Below are 15,676 nucleotides of genomic sequence, written 5' to 3'. Positions count from 1 at the left end.
CCTTTCCATACGAAGTGGGGACAACGTATAGAAACGTGGGCTCCGACACAAGAGGGGGCCAGTGCTCCGGTCCGGCGTCGGCGTCGGCGGGGTGCTGTGGTCGGCGGTCGGGGCTGGTCGCCGGGCGATATGGTCGACCCATGAAGAGGATCACCCTCGCTGACGTCGCAGCGCACGCCGGGGTCTCCCGGACCGCGGCGTCTCTGGCGGTGCGGGGGACGGGCCGTCTCAGCGAGGACACGCGCCGACGGATCAAAGCGTCGATGGACGAGCTCGGCTACACCTATCACCGCGGCGCTGCGAGCCTGCGGACGCAGTCGACGTCGCTGGTGGGACTGGTGGTCACCGATCTGAGCAATCCGTTCTTCGCCGAGATGGCGCTCGGCTTCGAGGCGACGCTCTCCGAGGCGGACATGGTCACGATCATCTCGAGCACCCGCGACAGCGCGGCGCGGTTTACGCGCCTCGGCCGCGCCCTGCTCGAGCATCCGGTCGAGGCGCTCGTGTACGTCCCCGTCACCGGGGGTCCGGAGGATCCGTTCCCGGGGGAGCGGACGCCGGCGCTCGCGGCGACCCGGGACCCCGGGACCGAGGTGCCCTTCCTCGGTGTCGACGACCGGCTGGGGGGTTATGTCGCCGCGAGGCATCTGCTCGAGGTCCATGGTCGGCGCCGCGTCGTCTACCTCGGCGGCCCGGAGGGTGCCGGGGTCCGCGGGCTGCGCCTCGAAGGAGTGCGCCGAGCCGTCGACGAGACGGACGGCGCTGAGCTGATCGTCCAGGTTCCGGGGGTGACGAGCGTGGCCTCCGGCGAGGCCATCGTGCGTCGATATCTCGAGACGGGGCATGACGCGGACGCCGTCATCTGTCACAGCGACCTGGTGGCCTTCGCGGCCTGCCGGGGTTTGCGGGAGAGGGGGGCGAGGGTTCCCGAGGACGTCTCCGTGGTCGGATTCGACGGGCTGGACCTCGGGCGAGTCTTCGACCCTCCGCTGACCTCGGTGTCCGCGGATCCCGCGGGGATCGGACGTCGATGTGCGCAGTGGGTGCTCGCCTCGCTCCGCGGCGAGGACGTCCCGGTGCGCACGCTCGTGGAGCCCGAGCTCATCGTGCGCCGATCGTGCGGCTGCTGAGGCCGGTCTCCGTCCCCTCCGGCCCTGCGTCGCTCCGTCCGCTCAGCCCTCGTCGGTGATCCGCACTTGACGGTCCCAGATACCCGACCTACGGTGGTGCATCGATTCAGCACTGGTGCGAAGATCGCTGCTGCATCGATGCAGCATCGGGCGCACGCGCCGGGGAAGCCCGCCGCCCTCCCTGTCGATCGATCGGGTGGCACAGGTGTCCGTGCTGTATCGATACATCACTCACGTCCGCCGGCACGGCCCGCCACGGAAGGCTCCGTATGTCCCAGGATCCACGACCAGACGTCGTCCTCATCCACTGCCATGACCTCGGTCGCTGGCTGCCCACCTACGGGATGTCGCGCGTCCCCGCACCCCACCTGTCCGCCTTCGCGGACGAGGCGATCGTCTTCGAGAACGCCCACGCCACCGCCCCCCTCTGCTCCCCGGCACGGGCGTCGCTCTTCACCGGGATGACCCCGTATCGGCACGGCGTGCAGGGACTGACGCACAACGCCTGGCGGTACCGGGAGGACGTCCTCACCGCGCCCGAGCGCATCAGGCCGCTCGGATACCGCTCCGCCCTCATCGGCCTGCAGCACGAGAACGTGGATCCCACCGTGCTCGGATTCGACGAGGTCCCGGGGCAGGGATTCCTTCCCCGGGCCGGACAGGTCGTCGACGCCGCCTCGGGCTGGTTGGACACCCTCGACCCGCTGCCGTCGCGAGACCCCCTGCTGCTGACCATCGGAACCTGGGAGGTGCACCGTCCCTGGCCCGCCGAGGACTACGTCCATGCCGACCCCTCGGACGTCGACGTGCCCGCCTATCTCCCCGACACCGCAGAGACGCGCGAGGACATCGCGGCGTTCTACGGCTCCATCGCCCAGTTCGATGCCGCCTTCGGACGCCTCATGGAGAAGATCGACCGGACGATGGACCCGGCGAGCACGATGGTCATCGTCACCACCGATCACGGTGCCGCCTTCCCGCGCGCCAAGAGCACCCTCTACGACGCGGGGACCGGCGTCGCCTTCCTGGTGCGACCGCCCGGGTCGTGGGACGTCGAGCCGCACCGGGTCGACCGCCTCGTCAGCCATCTCGACCTCACGCCGACCCTGATCGACCTGGCCGGGGGAGACATCCCGGACTGCCTGGAAGGTCGGAGCCTGCTCCCTCTGCTGCGCGGGCAGGATCCGGGCGGCGACGACGGCCGGATCGTCGTGACCTCCAAGACCCACCATGACGCCTACGACCCCAAGCGCGCCGCACGCACCCGAGACCTCGTGTACATCCGCAACTACGCGGAGGGGCCGCTCCTCGAGCTCGCGGCCGACCTCGAGGGGAGCATCACCCGTCGGGGCATGGGCGATGACCACCTCGCGCCCCGCCCCGCGGAGGAGCTCTACGACAGGTCGACGGACCCGGACGAGCTGACCTCCGTGCTCGATGATCCCGCGTACGGCGAGGACCGCCGACGACTCTCCGCGGCGCTCGATGCCTGGATCGCGATGACCGGTGACCCCGTCGGCGACGGCCCGGTCGCTGCGGCGCCGGCACGGACCCGCGCCGGGGACGGACTCCCTCCGGTGCCTGCCCTCGACCGAACCGCTGCCCGGACGACGAAGGATCTGACCTCATGATGTCGACATCTCCGCGCAACGGGCTCCTCGGACGTGCCCTCTTCTTCGGTGCCCTCGCCGAGCTGCTCTTCGGATACGACCTCGGGATCGCCGGGATCGCCCTGCTCTCGATCTCGGAGCAGTGGGAGATGAGCCCCGCGGTCTCGGGCTTCGTGGTGAGCTCGCTCCTGCTCGGGGCGACGATCGGCGTCGCCGTCGCCGGTCGCCTCGCCGACCGCTTCGGCCGCCGCCCCATCCTCATGCTGATCAGCGCGTTCTTCATCGTCGGCGGCATCCTCGCCGCCGTCGCCCCCGACGTGTCCCTGCTGATCCTCGGCCGGTTCATCATGGGCCTGGGCGTGGGAGGCTCCGCCAGCGTCGTGACCATCTACCTGGTGGAGATCGCCCCGACCAGGCATCGCGGGAAGATCGGCTCCCTGGGGCAGGTGATGGTCGTCCTCGGCATCCTGCTGGCATACATCGTCGGGTACGCCCTGCAGCCGTCCGACGCCTGGCGGTGGATGATCGGCCTGTCGGTGGTCCCCGGAGCGATCCTGGCCGTCGGCCTGGTCTCCATGCCGGAGAGCCCCCGATGGTTCGTCTCCCACGGGAGGCCGGGCGACGCACGACGATCCCTCGAGCGGCTCAGCCATCCCGACGTGGACGGCGAGCTCGCGGAGCTCGAGGCGGCGCATCACCGCAGCCCCGACCGCCAGGTCTCCCTCGGCGAGGTCCTGCGGCGGATGTTCTCGCCCGGTCTGCGACGCAACAGCATCGCCGCGTGCATCCTCGCCGCTCTCGTCCAGTTCACCGGGGCGAACTCGATCATCTACTACGCCCCGGCCGCGCTGATCGATGCCGGGTTCTCCGAGGGGGCCGCGGTCACGGCCAATGTCAGCGTCGGTGTCGTCAACGTCCTGTTCACGCTGCTGGGCCTGTTCCTGGTGGACCGCCTGCCGCGGCGCGCCCTGCTGACGGTCGGGATGTGCGGGATGACCACGGCGATGATCTACCTGGCAGCGGTCAGCCAGCTGGGGCCGGAGCAGTCCGCCGTGACGGGCTTCCTGACGCTCGGCGGGATGCTGCTGTTCCTCGCCTCCTTCGCCATGTCGTGGGGGATCCTGGTGCGCGTGGTCGTCTCGGAGCTCTTCCCCTCGGCCATCCGGGGAACGGCCACGGGCCTCGCCCTGCTCCTGAACTGGGTCGCCAACTTCGTCGTGGGACAGACTTTCCCGTCGCTCCTCGCCGTCAGCGCGACGCTGAGCTTCGGCCTCTTCGCCGTGATCGGCGTCTGTGCGCTCGTCTTCATCCGTCGGGTGCTCCCCGAGACCGGAGCGGGAAGCACCCTGGAGGAGGTCGCCTCCGACGAGCCCGTTCACGCTCGAGCCTGATCCGCGCCCGGGCCTGAGGAGGTCCTGCGTCCCGGAGTCCTGCGCCGCATCGCGTCACCGGGGCGCAGGGCTCCGGCCCTCCGGGGCTACCCCCGCGACGGGGACGTGTCGGTCATCGCGGACCGGCCCGGGCGCCGCCACGTGGTCAGCAGCAGTCCGAGCGCGGCGCCGCCCATGAGGATCCCCATGCTGGACAGGGCCAGGCGGTAGTCGCCCAGGTCCGCCTGCCCGTCGGGCGCCCGGAGATCGAGGATCACGCCGATCAGCAGCACGGCCAGCAGCGAGGAGGAGTAGCCGCCGATGTTCACCATGCCGGTCGCGGTGCCGATCGCGCGGCGCGGCACGGAGGTGCGGGCGAGGTCGAAGCCCACCGAGCAGGTCGCCGAGCCCACCGCGAGCGCCGCGATCAGCGGCATCAGCTGCCAGGCCGAGAGCTGGCCGGGCGCGAGCAGCGTCCCCACCCAGGCGAGGGACAGGATGCCGCCGGCGATCCACCCGAGCCGCGCGCGGTGCGCCGGGAAGCGCCCCGTGATCACCCCGATCAGGGGCCCGAGCGCCACCATGATCACGACATTGACGGTGAGCAGTGCTCCGATCTCCGCGGGACGGAGGCCCAGGCCGTTGGTCATGTAGGGCACGCCCCACATGAACAGGAAGGAGTTCACGCTCAGCAGCGTCAGCGCGTGGAGGAAGAAGCCGGACCACGCTCCGCGCGAGGTGAAGGCGTCCCGCAGCACCTGGCCGGCGCGCGCCGGCGGCGGGGGGACGGCCCCCGGCTCGCCCGGCGGCTCGTCCTGCACCACCGCGATCACCAGCAGCATGCTGACCAGCAGCAGGCCCGCCAGCGAGGCCCAGGCGGCGGTCCAGCCGACCCCCACCAGCAGGGCGAGGAAGGGGACCGCGGCGACCGCCTGGCCGAACTGGCCGATCATCGTCGCCAGCTGCGTGAAGACGGGCACCTGCGCGGTGGGGAACCAGGTCGCGATCAGCCGCACCACGCTGATCAGGGTGGCGGCGTCGCCGACGCCGGTGAGCATCCGGGCGCTGAGCGCGGTGGGGACGTTCGTGGCCAGGGCCAGCAGCACCTGGCCGGCGGCCATGGTCACCGCTCCCAGCACCAGCATCCGGCGCGGACCGATCCGGTCCAGCAGCAGCCCGGCGGGGATCTGGGCGGCCGCGTAGGTGCCCAGCTGGACCACGCCGAACAGGCTCAGCGCCGCGCCGTCCACCCCGAAGCGCACGGAGGCCTCGACGCTCGCCACTCCGAAGGAGGCTCGTCCGGAGACCGCGCACAGGTAGGCGAGGACCGCGACCGCCCACACCAGGTGGGCGCGGGTCACGCGGGGACGCTGTCGGGTCACGGGCTGCTCCTTGTCGCCTCGTCGGAGGACGGGCTCGGCGTGCCGGCGGGACGGGCCCGGTCCGGGACGCCGCTCCGCTGGGCCTATAGGATCTATGGCCTGGTCAGCGGCGTCAAGCGGGGCGGGCGGCGTCTCGTCGGTCGGGCGGTGCCGGGCGGACGCCGGGAGGGGGCGTCGCCTCGAGGATCGCCTGGAAGACGACGTCGACGCTCGGGGAGGGGGCGGCGCGGCGGTCGCGGGTGACGGCGACCCGTCGGCCCTCCGCCAGGGTGCCCACCGGGACCACCGCCATCCCCGAGGTGTCGGCGACCGCGGCGGCCAGGGCGTTCAGGACGCCGACGCCCAGCCCTTCCCGAGCGAGGTTCACGACCGTCTGCGGCTGCTCCGTCTGCCAGGCCACGGGGATCTCGAGCCCCCACGCCCGCAGGGCGCTGCCCGTGTCCGGATCGACCGCCTCCCCGGGCTGGGCCACCGCGATCAGCGGATGCTCGGCGATCCGCCGCGGGTCGATGCCCTCCTCGGCGGCCCGTCGGCGCGCCGCGTCGTCCTCGCCCAGCACCGGATGCCCGGGCGGCGCGAGGGCCGCGTAGCGCTCCGTCCAGAGGTGCACGCTCTGGAGGTCGTCGGGCGGGGGATCGCCCGCCGAGGAGTGGATCGCGAGGTGGTAGCGCCCCGAGACGATGCCGGAGACCAGGTCCTGCGTGGTGTGCTCGGTCAGCTCGATGCGGAGCGCGGGGTGGGCGGCGTGCACCGCCGCCAGCACGGCGGGCAGGAAGCCGGCGCTGACGCTGGGATGGCAGCCGATCACCACCCGACCGCGGAGCGTGCCGGAGTGCAGCTCCACCGCCTCGGTGCCGCGCTCGAGCGCCTCGAGCACGGCCCGGGCGTGGGGGAGGAAGGTGGTGCCCAGCTCGGTGGGCCGGACCGGGCGATGGCTGCGGTCCACGAGCGTCCCGCCCAGGGCCCGCTCGAGCGCGGCGACGTGCGTGCTGACCCGGGACTGCGAGCGGTGCAGGGCCCGTGCGGCCCCGGAGAAGCTGCCGTGGTCGACGACCGCGACGAAGGTCTCCAGCCAGTCCGTCTGGTCGACGCGGGGCATGGGCGTCCTCCTCGGGGTCGGCGGGCCGGGTCGGGTGGGGTCACGATCCGGTGTCGACGGGGGTCCGGTCGACGGCGGCGGCGCAGGTCATGCGCCGATGTGACCCACCTTACCAATATCGCATATAGGATTTCCGGATCCCGGATCGATCCCTCCTCGATGCCGCGCCGCGCCGTTGCTAGCGTGCTGAGCACCTCGATGCCGACCGCTCCGGTCCTCGGCACCCCGGTCCGCACATCGCCGTGCGGGCGGCCCGTGCGCAGCGAGGCGCACCTCCTCCCGACCCTCACGATGAAGTGGAGTCAGCCATGACGCGAACCGCCCGTCCCGCCCGTACCCGTTCCCTCCTCCGGGGGCTCGCCGGCACCGCCGCGCTCGCCCTGGTCGCCGCCGGATGCTCCGGTGGCGGAGGGTCCGCGGAGTCCGTCGACGACGATGCCGTCCAGGCCTGCAACGACATCAACACCGAGTACCCCAGCGGTCCCATCGAGCTGATCGTCCCCTGGGCCGCGGGCGGCGGCACCGACGGCGTGGCCCGCCTCATCGGCGACCAGCTCTCCGGCCAGATCGGCACCAGCATCAACGTCGTCAACCGCACCGGCGGCTCCGGGGTGGTCGGCCATCAGGCGATGGTCGACGCCGCCCCCGACGGACAGACCGTCGGCCTGGTCACGGTCGAGATCGGGATGATGCACCACCAGGGCCTGACCGACATCAGCGGCGAGGACCTCACCGCCATCTCGCAGATGAACGAGGACGGCGCCGGCATCACCGTCGCCGCCGACGCCGAGTGGGAGAACGCCGAGGAGCTGCTGACCCACATCGAGGAGAACCCGGGCGAGGTCACCGCCTCCGGCACCGGGCAGGGCGGCATCTGGCACCTGGCCCTGCTGGGCATGCTCATCGACAACGACATCCCCGTGGACGCCGTGAACTTCGTGCCCTCCGAGGGCGCCGCACCGGCCCTGCAGGAGCTCGTGGCCGGCGGCGTCGACATGACCACCAACGCCCTGGGCGAGTCCAAGACGATGCTCGACTCCGAGCGGGCGAAGGCGCTGGCCGTCATGGGCACCGAGCGCGATCCCGCCTTCCCCGACGTCGAGACACTCCAGGAGCAGACCGGCTCCGACTACTCGATGACCGTGTGGCGCGGCATCGCCGGGCCGCTCGAGATGGACCCGACCGTCGTCGAGGAGCTCGAGTGCCACCTGGGCCTCATCGCGGAGTCGGAGGAGTACAACCAGTTCATGACCGACTCCGGCCTGGGCGTGAAGTACGCCGGCGCCGAGGACTTCCAGACCCTCATGCGCGAGGACGACGCGGCCAAGGGCGAGGTCATGGAGGAAGCAGGGCTCGCGGAGTGACCGCCCAGGACACCTCGAGCGCGGCGGGAGCGCTGCGCGGGAACCTCGTGATCGGCGCCGTCACCGTGGCGGTCGGCGCGGTCGTGATCCCCTACGGCGCCTCGATGCCCTTCATCCGCGAGGGCATCCCGGGGCCGGGTCTGTTCCCCATGATGATCGGCGGCCTGCTGGTCCTGTTCGGTGCGCTGCTGGCCCTGACCAGCGTGCTCGCCGCCCGTCGCGAGCGACGGCATCGTGACGCGCTGGCCGCGGCCCACGCCGGCGAGGAGTCCGTCCCGGCCGCCGACGCGGCCGCCCCGGCCGAGGGCGCCGCCCCGGAGCCCGCGGTGATCTCCTCGGTGATCGACACCGACGTCGGCTCCGACGGCCCTCGGCGCTGGGTCAACGGCGCGATCCTCATGGGCGGCATCGTCTTCTTCGTGCTGTTCGCCGAGATCCTCGGCTTCCCGCTCACCATGGCGCTCCTGGTCACCGCGATCGTGTGGTCGCTGCGCGCGCGGTGGTGGGTGGCCGTCCTGACCGGCGCGGCGACCTCGCTCGCCCTGTGGGCCATGTTCGAGCAGGTCCTGATGGTCCAGCTTCCCGACGGCATCCTGCGGGGGTTCTGACATGATCGAGAACTTCCAGGGAGCCCTCACGCTCGTCGCCGATCCCACCACGATCCTCGTGGTGCTCCTGGCCGGGGTGTTCGGCCTGGTCATCGGCTCGCTGCCGGGGATGACGGCGACCCTCGCCGCCGCTCTGCTGGTGCCCTTCACCTTCTTCCTCGAGCCGGTGCCGGCGATCGCGGCGATCATCACCATGTCGGCGATGACGATCTTCGCCGGGGACATCCCCAGCGCCCTGCTGCGCATCCCCGGCACCCCCTCGAGTGCGGCCTACACCGAGGACGCCTTCGCGCTCACCCGCCGTGGCAAGGGCGCGCTGGGCCTCGGGGTCTCCCTCGTGGCCTCGGTGATCGGCGGCCTCGTCGGCTCCGTGGTGCTCATCTTCGTCTCCCCGGTCCTGGGCGAGTTCGCGCTGCGCTTCACCAGCTACGAGTACTTCTGGGTGGCCGTGCTGGGGCTGACCGCCGCGGTCATCGTCTCCCGGGGCTCGCAGCTCAAGGGCGGCATCGCGCTCATGGCGGGGCTCCTGATCTCCACCGTGGGCCTCGACGTCACCCTGGGGCACCCCCGCTTCACCTTCGGGGAGGAGCAGCTGTACCGGGGCGTCGACTTCATCGCGGCGATGATCGGCCTGTTCGGCCTCTCGGAGGTGCTGCGCGCGGTCACCGCCCGCAAGGGCGAGTCGATGCCGATCCCGAGGGTCGACGGGGCCGGCGCGATCCGCCCCACCTTCCGCGCCGTCTGGCGGAACAGGGGCAGGATCGCCACCGGCTCCGGCATCGGCGGCGTGGTCGGCGCGCTGCCCGGCGCCGGGGCGGACATCGCGGCCTGGATCGCGTACGCCGTCACCCGCGCCACCAGCCGGATCCGGCCGGGGGGAGCGAGCACGGGGGCCGAGGGCGCCGAGGAGGCCCGCGACGCCGAGGACGATCGGCGGGTGGAGGCGATCTCCGGCGCCGCCAGCGCGAACAACGCGGGCATCGCCTCCGCGTACGTGCCCACGCTCGCCTTCGGCATCCCCGGGGACACGATCACCGCGATCCTCATCGGCGTGCTGCTGGTCAAGGGCATCACGCCCGGACCGGATCTCTTCCTCTACCAGACGGACACGCTGTACGCGCTCTACCTGCTGTTCATCGTGGCGAACCTGCTGCTGCTGCCGCTGGGCTTCCTGCTGATCAGGGCCTCGGGCTTCGTGCTGCGGATCCCGCGCTCGGTGCTCATGGGCCTGATCGTGGCGATCTCGATCTGCGGCGCCTTCGCCATCAACAACGGCTACCTCGAGGTGGGCCTCATGGTCGCCTTCGGGATCCTCGGCTACCTCTTCGAGAAGGGCGGCATCCCGCTCGCGCCGGTGGTGCTCGGCATCGTCCTGGGGCCGATCGTGGAGCGGAACTTCATGCAGTCGGTGATCAAGACCAACTGGGATCTCACCCAGTTCTTCACCCGGCCGATCAGCGCGGTGCTCATCGTGCTGGTGGTGCTGGCGATCGCCTCGGCCCCGCTGACGGGCTGGCTGGGGCGGCGCTCGGCGCGGGCCGCCGAGCTGCGGGCCGCCGGGGCGGGCGGCCCCGGGGCCGCGGACGGGCCGGACGCTCCCGGCCCGCTCCCGTGAGCGCCGCGACGCCCCCGGAGGCCGGTCCCCGGGGGCGGAGGGCCCGTCCGGGCCCCACGCGCTCAGGAGCGCACGCGCAGCGTGGTCATCCCGCCGTCGATCGGCAGCAGCACACCCGTGGTGGAGCCGTTGCGGGGGGAGGCGAGGTAGCAGTGCGCCTCGGCGACCTCCTCGGGCTCGACCAGCCGGCCGTGGGGCTGGCGGGCGTTCAGCGCCCGGCGCTCCGCCTCGGGATCCTCGGCCTTCTCCAGCAGCCGCCCCACCCACGGGGTGTTGGCGGTGCCGGGCACGACGGCGTTGACGCGGATCCCCTCGGGGACGAAGTCCGCGGCCATGGCCAGCGTCATCGACTGCACCGCCCCCTTCGAGGCCGAGTACAGCACCCGCTCGGGCAGGCCCAGCATGGAGGCGATCGAGGCGGTGTTGACCACCACGGCGTGCTCCGAGCGCCGCAGATGGGGCAGCGCCGCGCGGGTCACGCGAGCCACCGAGACCACGTTCACGTCCAGCACCCGCGCCCACTCGGCGTCGTCGTTGGCGTCGACCTGGCCCTGGGCGCCGATCCCGGCGTTGTTGATGACGATGTCCAGCCCGCCGAGCTCGTCGGCGGCGCGATCGACCGCGGCGGTCACGGCGGCGGTGTCGGTGACGTCGACCCGGATCTGCAGCGCGCCCTCGGGGGCGCCGGTCGGGTCGAGGTCCAGGGCCGCGGTGCGTGCGCCGCGCGCATGCAGCGCCCGGATCGTCGCGGCGCCGATGCCGGCGCCTCCGCCGGTGACGAGCGCGCGCAGTCCCGCGAACTCCGCTTCCTGGGTGACGGTCATGGGGATCCTCCTCGTCGAGTGATGGCCGCCCCAGGATAGGTGAATCATCCGATGTCCCACGATCCGTCCCACTGTGAAGGAGCACCCGTGCGTGCACTCGTCCTGGCCGACTACCACCGCCTCGACCTCGTGGAGCGCCCTCGGCCCGAGCCGGGCCCCGGCGAGGTCCTCCTGCGCGTCGCCGCCACCGGCATCTGCGGCTCCGACGTCCACGGGTACACGGGCGAGAACGGCCGCCGCGTCCCCGGGCAGGTCATGGGCCACGAATCCTCCGGGACCATCGCCGCGCTGGGCGAGGGGGTGGACGGGTCCGCCCTGCCCGTCGGCGCCCCGGCGACCTTCAACCCGGTGATCGTGCCCGAGGAGCAGGCCCAGCGCTATCGCGGCCGCGAGCAGCACTGCCCGGACAAGACCGTCATCGGCGTGGCCGCCGGATACCAGGCCTCCTTCGCGGAGCACCTGCTGGTCCCGGCCCGCAACGTGGTGCTGCTGGGCGCGGCGATGCCCCTGCATCTCGGTGCGCTCATCGAGCCTCTCGCCGTGGCCCTGCACGCCGTCCGCGTCGGCGGGGCGCGGGCCGGGCAGCGCGCCCTGGTGGTCGGCGGCGGGCCGATCGGGCAGAGCGTCGTGCTCGCCCTGCGCAGCGCCGGGGTCACCGACATCGTCCTCTCCGAGCCCTCCGCCGCCCGCCGCGAGCTGGTCGCCGCGCTGGGCGCGCGCGCCGTCGGCCCCGAGGACGGTCCCCTCGCCGAGCAGGTCCGGGCGGTCCTCGGCGCCCCGGCGGACCTCGCGATCGACGCCGTCGGCCTCAGCGCCACCCTCGAGGGCGCCCTGGCCTCGACGGCGCTCGGCGGGACGGTGGTCCTGGTGGGGATGGGCAGCCCGAGGGTCGAGCTGCCGGCCTTCGCGATCAGCACCGAGGAGCGGGCGGTGCTGGGCTCCTTCACCTACTCCGCCGAGGACTTCCGCGATGCGGCCGCCTGGGTCTCCGCCCACCCCGGGCAGGTCATGCCGCTGGTCAGCGACATCGTCCCGCCCGAGCGGGCGCAGGAGTCCTTCGCCGCGCTCGCCGCGGGGGAGGGGCCGGCCGGGAAGATCCTGGTGCGCTTCGACGAGCAGGGGGCGGCGGCATGAGCGCCCATCAGCGCACCATCGCCCATGTCCGGGCCTACACGGTGACCGGCGGCGGCGCCGACTACCACGACCAGGGCGCCGACCACTGGATCGACGACCACATCGCCACCCCGATGTCGATCTACCCCGAGTACGCCGCCTCCCGGCAGTCCTTCGGGCTCAACGTGCTGGGCACCCTGATGGTGGAGGTCGAGGCCGACGACGGCACCGTCGGCTTCGCCGTGTCCACCGGCGGCGAGCCGGCCGCCTGGATCGTCGAGAAGCACCTGGCCCGCTTCCTCGAGGGCGCGAAGGTCACCGACATCGAGCGGATCTGGGACCAGATGTACCGCTCGACCCTGTTCTACGGGCGGCGCGGCATCGTGCTGAACACCATCAGCGCCGTCGACCTCGCGCTCTACGACCTGCTGGGACGGCTGCGTCAGGAACCGGTGTACGCGCTGCTGGGCGGGCCGGTGCGGGATGAGCTGACCATGTACGCCACCGGTGCGCGCCCGGACGTCGCGCAGCAGCTGGGGTTCATCGGCGGCAAGATGCCGCTGCACCACGGCCCGGCCGACGGCGAGGAGGGGATGGAGGCGAACATCGCCCTGCTCGCGGACATGCGCGAGCGGGTGGGCGAGGACTTCTGGCTCATGTACGACTGCTGGATGTCGCTGGACGTCGACTATGCCACCCGCCTCGCGCACCGCGCCCACGAGCACGGCCTGCGCTGGCTCGAGGAGGCGCTGATCCCCGACGACTACTGGGGCTACGAGCAGCTGCGGCGCAACGCCCCGGCGGATCTGCTCATCACCACCGGTGAGCACGAGGCCACCCGCTGGGGGTTCCGTCAGCTGCTCGAGCGGGGTGCGGCGGACATCATCCAGCCCGACGTGGGCTGGTGCGGCGGCATCACCGAGCTGCTGAAGATCTCCGCGCTCGCCGACGCGCACGGCACGATGGTCGTCCCGCACGGGTCCAGCGTGTACTCGTACCACTTCGTCATCACCCGCACGAACAGCCCGTTCAGCGAGTTCCTCATGATGCATCCGAGCGCGGAGGAGATCGTCCCGATGTTCTCCCCGATGCTCCTCGGCGAGCCGGTGCCCGAGAACGGGAGGATCCGCGTACCGGACACACCGGGCTTCGGCGTCGAGTTCAACCCCGAGATCCCCACCCACCGCCCGTACACCCACTGACCCCGGCAGACATCGGAGGTATCGCTCCGCGGTCCGGCCCCCGGGCGCCGCCCGGGTCCTGGCACAGTGGGACGGCCACCTCGATGCCGGCACCCCCTTCGAAGGAGAGACCATGGAACTGCGACGACTCGGCCCGATCGGCCAGGAGCGGCCCGCCCTCGTCAGCGACGGCACCACCTATCGCCTCGACGGCCTGACGGACGACATCACCGGGGCCTTCCTCGCAGGCGGCGGCCTCGAGCGGGCCGCCGCCGCGCTCGCCGCCGGCGAGCTGCCCGTCTGGGAGGACGCCGGGGCGGAGCGCATCGGCGCCCCGATCGCCCGTCCCGAGGCCGTGATCTGCATCGGCCAGAACTACGCCGCCCACGCCGCGGAGTCCGGGGCGGAGCCGCCCGCCACCCCCATCGTGTTCTTCAAGCACCCCAACACCGTGGTGGGGCCCCATGACGAGGTCCCGATCCCGCCGCGCGCGACCAAGGTGGACTGGGAGGTCGAGCTGGGCGTGGTGATCGGCCGGCGCGCCGCGTACCTCGCGGACGAGCAGGAGGCCCTCGAAGTCATCGCCGGCTACGTCACCAGCCACGACGTCTCCGAGCGGGACTTCCAGATCGCCGAGTCCGGGGGGCAGTGGTCCAAGGGCAAGTGCGCGGAGAACTTCAACCCGGTGGGCCCGGCGCTGGTGCCGGCCGCCGAGGTCGCGCCCCAGGCGCTGCGTCTGTGGTCGAGCGTGAACGGCGAAGCCCGCCAGGACTCCACCACCGCGGACATGATCTTCTCCGTCGCGCAGCTGGTCCACCACCTCTCGCAGTACATGGTGCTCTCGCCCGGTGACCTCATCAACACCGGCACCCCGCAGGGGGTGGCCCTCTCCGGGCGCTTCCCGTATCTCGCGGACGGCGACGTCGTCGAGCTCGGCATCGAGGGGCTCGGTGCGCAGCGGCAGGTGTTCGTCCAGCGCAGCTGACCTGCACCGGCTCGGCGGAACCCCCGCACAGCGCCCCGGCGGCCCCTCGTGGTCGCCGGGGCGCTGTGCGTCGAGGCGCACCCTTCCGCGGGGCGGCCTCGGGAGGGCAGGGTGATGGGGGACACCCCGCTCCTCTGGTCAATATCCAATAGGATCGCTATCCTCAAGGCATCATCACGAGCTCGCCGCGGGTCCCCGGGACCTCGACGGGCCGCGGCACAGGCGCCCTCCTCGCGGGCGGCGCATCGCTCGGACGAAGGAGTTCCCTCATGACCATCTCCACCGTGACCATCGTCGGCGCCGGATACATGGGCGGAGGCATCGCCCAGGTCCTCGCCATCGCCGGCTTCGACGTGACCATCGCCGATGTCAGCATCGACACCGCGAACGCCTCCCTCGAGCGCCTGCAGAAGGAGGCGCGCGACTTCGAGGAGCAGGGCCTGTTCGCCCCCGGCAGCGCGGACCTCGTCGCGAAGAACATCTCCGCCGGCAAGTCCATCGAGGATGCCGTCGCGGACGTCGACTTCATCGAGGAGGCCGTCTTCGAGCGGCTCGACGTCAAGCGCGGCGTGCTGGGGACGATCTCCCAGCACGCCCGTCCCGACGCGATCATCGGCACCAACACCTCGACCATCCCGGTCAAGGAGCTCGAGAGCGCGGTGACGAACCCCGAGCGGTTCCTCACCGTCCACTTCTCGAACCCCGCCCCCTTCATCCCGGGCGTGGAGCTCGTCGCCGGCGAGGCCACCGCGCCGGAGGCCGTCGCCGCCGTCAAGGAGCTGCTGGCCGCCTCCGGCAACCAGGGCGCCCAGGTCGCCGACACCCCGGGCATGGTCCTCAACCGCCTCCAGTACGTGCTGCTCAAGGAGGCCACCGCGATCGTGGAGGAGGGCGTGGCCACCGCCGAGGACGTGGACACCATCGTCCGCACCACCTTCGGCTTCCGCCTGGGCTTCTTCGGGCCCTTCGCGATCGCCGACCAGGCCGGCCTGGACGTCTACGCGAACTGCTTCGTGACCTTCGAGGACGCCTTCGGCGACCGTCTGGCCACGCCGGAGCTGCTCACCGAGTCCGTCGCCGCGGACCGCAAGGGCGTCAAGAACGGCAAGGGTCTGCTGGGCGACTACGACGAGACCACCAGCGCCGAGCTGATCGCCTACCGCAACAAGGCCTACGCCAAGATGTCGCAGCTGCTCGCCGAGCTCGGCCCGGCCCCGAAGGCCGCCCCCACGGCCGAGTGACCGCCGGCGCGCCGCGCATCCCGCGGCGCGCCCTCCCGTCGGCCCTCGCGCCGTCGGCCCCGCACCATCCATCCCCTCAACCCTGTCGGGTCCATCCCGTCGGCCGGGCACTGCTGCCCGGGGTCCCCGTGCAGCGCTCGGGACCCGGGCAGCA

13 protein-coding genes are annotated in these 15,676 nt (G+C 72.3%); 10 read left to right on the top strand and 3 right to left on the bottom strand.

What is annotated here, in order from left to right:
• Positions 1–140 precede the first annotated feature (140 nt).
• The 3 genes from CXH06_RS16040 (at position 141) to CXH06_RS16030 (ending at position 4,131) form a co-directional block, all read left to right on the top strand.
• Positions 141–1,130: a LacI family DNA-binding transcriptional regulator gene (locus tag CXH06_RS16040; RefSeq protein ID WP_114856206.1), complete on the top strand. Its 990-nt coding sequence runs from the start codon at positions 141–143 to the stop codon at positions 1,128–1,130.
• A 269-nt stretch (positions 1,131–1,399) separates the two neighbouring features.
• Complete coding sequence (locus CXH06_RS16035; protein WP_114856205.1) at positions 1,400–2,761, top strand: sulfatase; 1,362 nt, start codon at positions 1,400–1,402, stop codon at positions 2,759–2,761.
• Complete coding sequence (locus CXH06_RS16030; protein ID WP_114856204.1) at positions 2,758–4,131, top strand: sugar porter family MFS transporter; 1,374 nt, start codon at positions 2,758–2,760, stop codon at positions 4,129–4,131. Before CXH06_RS16035 ends, CXH06_RS16030 begins: the two co-directional genes overlap by 4 nt.
• A gap of 86 nt (positions 4,132–4,217) precedes the next feature.
• On the opposite strand, the gene CXH06_RS16025 is transcribed toward CXH06_RS16030, so the two are convergent.
• Both CXH06_RS16025 and CXH06_RS16020 read right to left on the bottom strand, forming a co-directional pair.
• Positions 4,218–5,492 (bottom strand): nitrate/nitrite transporter, encoded by a 1,275-nt coding sequence (locus CXH06_RS16025; protein ID WP_157975783.1) that lies wholly within the window; start codon positions 5,490–5,492, stop codon positions 4,218–4,220.
• 112 nt (positions 5,493–5,604) lie between these two features.
• Positions 5,605–6,591: a LysR family transcriptional regulator gene (locus tag CXH06_RS16020; RefSeq protein WP_114856202.1), complete on the bottom strand. Its 987-nt coding sequence runs from the start codon at positions 6,589–6,591 to the stop codon at positions 5,605–5,607.
• 308 nt (positions 6,592–6,899) lie between these two features.
• On the opposite strand from CXH06_RS16020, the gene CXH06_RS16015 reads away from it, so the two are divergent.
• Genes CXH06_RS16015 through CXH06_RS16005 form a run of 3 tightly spaced genes read left to right on the top strand, consistent with a single transcriptional unit; the run spans position 6,900 to position 10,178 of the window.
• Entirely contained in the window at positions 6,900–7,955 is a 1,056-nt protein-coding gene (locus CXH06_RS16015; protein ID WP_114856201.1) for a tripartite tricarboxylate transporter substrate binding protein, read from the top strand.
• The gene (locus tag CXH06_RS16010) at positions 7,952–8,563 is read left to right on the top strand and encodes a tripartite tricarboxylate transporter TctB family protein (protein ID WP_114856200.1); all 612 of its coding nucleotides are present in this window, start codon (positions 7,952–7,954) and stop codon (positions 8,561–8,563) included. The genes CXH06_RS16015 and CXH06_RS16010 overlap by 4 nt, the downstream gene beginning before the upstream one ends.
• A gap of 1 nt (position 8,564) precedes the next feature.
• Positions 8,565–10,178 carry a tripartite tricarboxylate transporter permease gene (locus tag CXH06_RS16005; RefSeq protein ID WP_114856199.1) on the top strand — a complete coding sequence of 538 codons (1,614 nt, stop codon included), beginning with the start codon at positions 8,565–8,567 and terminating at the stop codon, positions 10,176–10,178.
• Between the two features lie 62 nt (positions 10,179–10,240).
• Here the strand turns inward: CXH06_RS16005 and CXH06_RS16000 are convergent, their stop codons facing one another.
• Positions 10,241–11,002 (bottom strand): SDR family NAD(P)-dependent oxidoreductase, encoded by a 762-nt coding sequence (locus tag CXH06_RS16000; RefSeq protein WP_114856198.1) that lies wholly within the window; start codon positions 11,000–11,002, stop codon positions 10,241–10,243.
• A gap of 87 nt (positions 11,003–11,089) precedes the next feature.
• Here CXH06_RS16000 and CXH06_RS15995 point away from each other — a divergent pair, with 87 nt between their 5' ends.
• The 4 genes from CXH06_RS15995 (at position 11,090) to CXH06_RS15980 (ending at position 15,522) form a co-directional block, all read left to right on the top strand.
• Positions 11,090–12,136 (top strand): zinc-binding dehydrogenase, encoded by a 1,047-nt coding sequence (locus CXH06_RS15995; RefSeq protein ID WP_114856197.1) that lies wholly within the window; start codon positions 11,090–11,092, stop codon positions 12,134–12,136.
• Positions 12,133–13,317 (top strand): L-rhamnonate dehydratase, encoded by a 1,185-nt coding sequence (rhmD, locus tag CXH06_RS15990; RefSeq protein WP_114856196.1) that lies wholly within the window; start codon positions 12,133–12,135, stop codon positions 13,315–13,317. The genes CXH06_RS15995 and rhmD overlap by 4 nt, the downstream gene beginning before the upstream one ends.
• A gap of 112 nt (positions 13,318–13,429) precedes the next feature.
• The gene (locus tag CXH06_RS15985; protein ID WP_114856195.1) at positions 13,430–14,281 is read left to right on the top strand and encodes a fumarylacetoacetate hydrolase family protein; all 852 of its coding nucleotides are present in this window, start codon (positions 13,430–13,432) and stop codon (positions 14,279–14,281) included.
• A gap of 269 nt (positions 14,282–14,550) precedes the next feature.
• Positions 14,551–15,522 carry a 3-hydroxyacyl-CoA dehydrogenase family protein gene (locus CXH06_RS15980; protein ID WP_114856194.1) on the top strand — a complete coding sequence of 324 codons (972 nt, stop codon included), beginning with the start codon at positions 14,551–14,553 and terminating at the stop codon, positions 15,520–15,522.
• Positions 15,523–15,676: the final 154 nt, after the last annotated feature.

This window comes from Brachybacterium sp. YJGR34 (assembly GCF_003347015.1).
GTDB lineage: Bacteria > Actinomycetota > Actinomycetes > Actinomycetales > Dermabacteraceae > Brachybacterium.
Note: the sequence above shows the minus strand (reverse complement) of the source record. Positions and strands in the feature narration are given on the sequence as shown.

Bases quoted from the DNA above. Each gene is read 5' to 3' on its own strand.
- CXH06_RS16040 (WP_114856206.1), top strand. From the start codon at position 141: ATGAAGAGGATCACCCTCGCTGACGTCGCAGCGCACGCCGGGGTCTCC.
- CXH06_RS16035 (WP_114856205.1), top strand. From the start codon at position 1,400: ATGTCCCAGGATCCACGACCAGACGTCGTCCTCATCCACTGCCATGAC.
- CXH06_RS16030 (WP_114856204.1), top strand. From the start codon at position 2,758: ATGATGTCGACATCTCCGCGCAACGGGCTCCTCGGACGTGCCCTCTTC.
- CXH06_RS16020 (WP_114856202.1), bottom strand. From the start codon at position 6,591: ATGCCCCGCGTCGACCAGACGGACTGGCTGGAGACCTTCGTCGCGGTC.
- CXH06_RS16015 (WP_114856201.1), top strand. From the start codon at position 6,900: ATGACGCGAACCGCCCGTCCCGCCCGTACCCGTTCCCTCCTCCGGGGG.
- CXH06_RS16005 (WP_114856199.1), top strand. From the start codon at position 8,565: ATGATCGAGAACTTCCAGGGAGCCCTCACGCTCGTCGCCGATCCCACC.
- CXH06_RS16000 (WP_114856198.1), bottom strand. From the start codon at position 11,002: ATGACCGTCACCCAGGAAGCGGAGTTCGCGGGACTGCGCGCGCTCGTC.
- rhmD (WP_114856196.1), top strand. From the start codon at position 12,133: ATGAGCGCCCATCAGCGCACCATCGCCCATGTCCGGGCCTACACGGTG.
- CXH06_RS15985 (WP_114856195.1), top strand. From the start codon at position 13,430: ATGGAACTGCGACGACTCGGCCCGATCGGCCAGGAGCGGCCCGCCCTC.
- CXH06_RS15980 (WP_114856194.1), top strand. From the start codon at position 14,551: ATGACCATCTCCACCGTGACCATCGTCGGCGCCGGATACATGGGCGGA.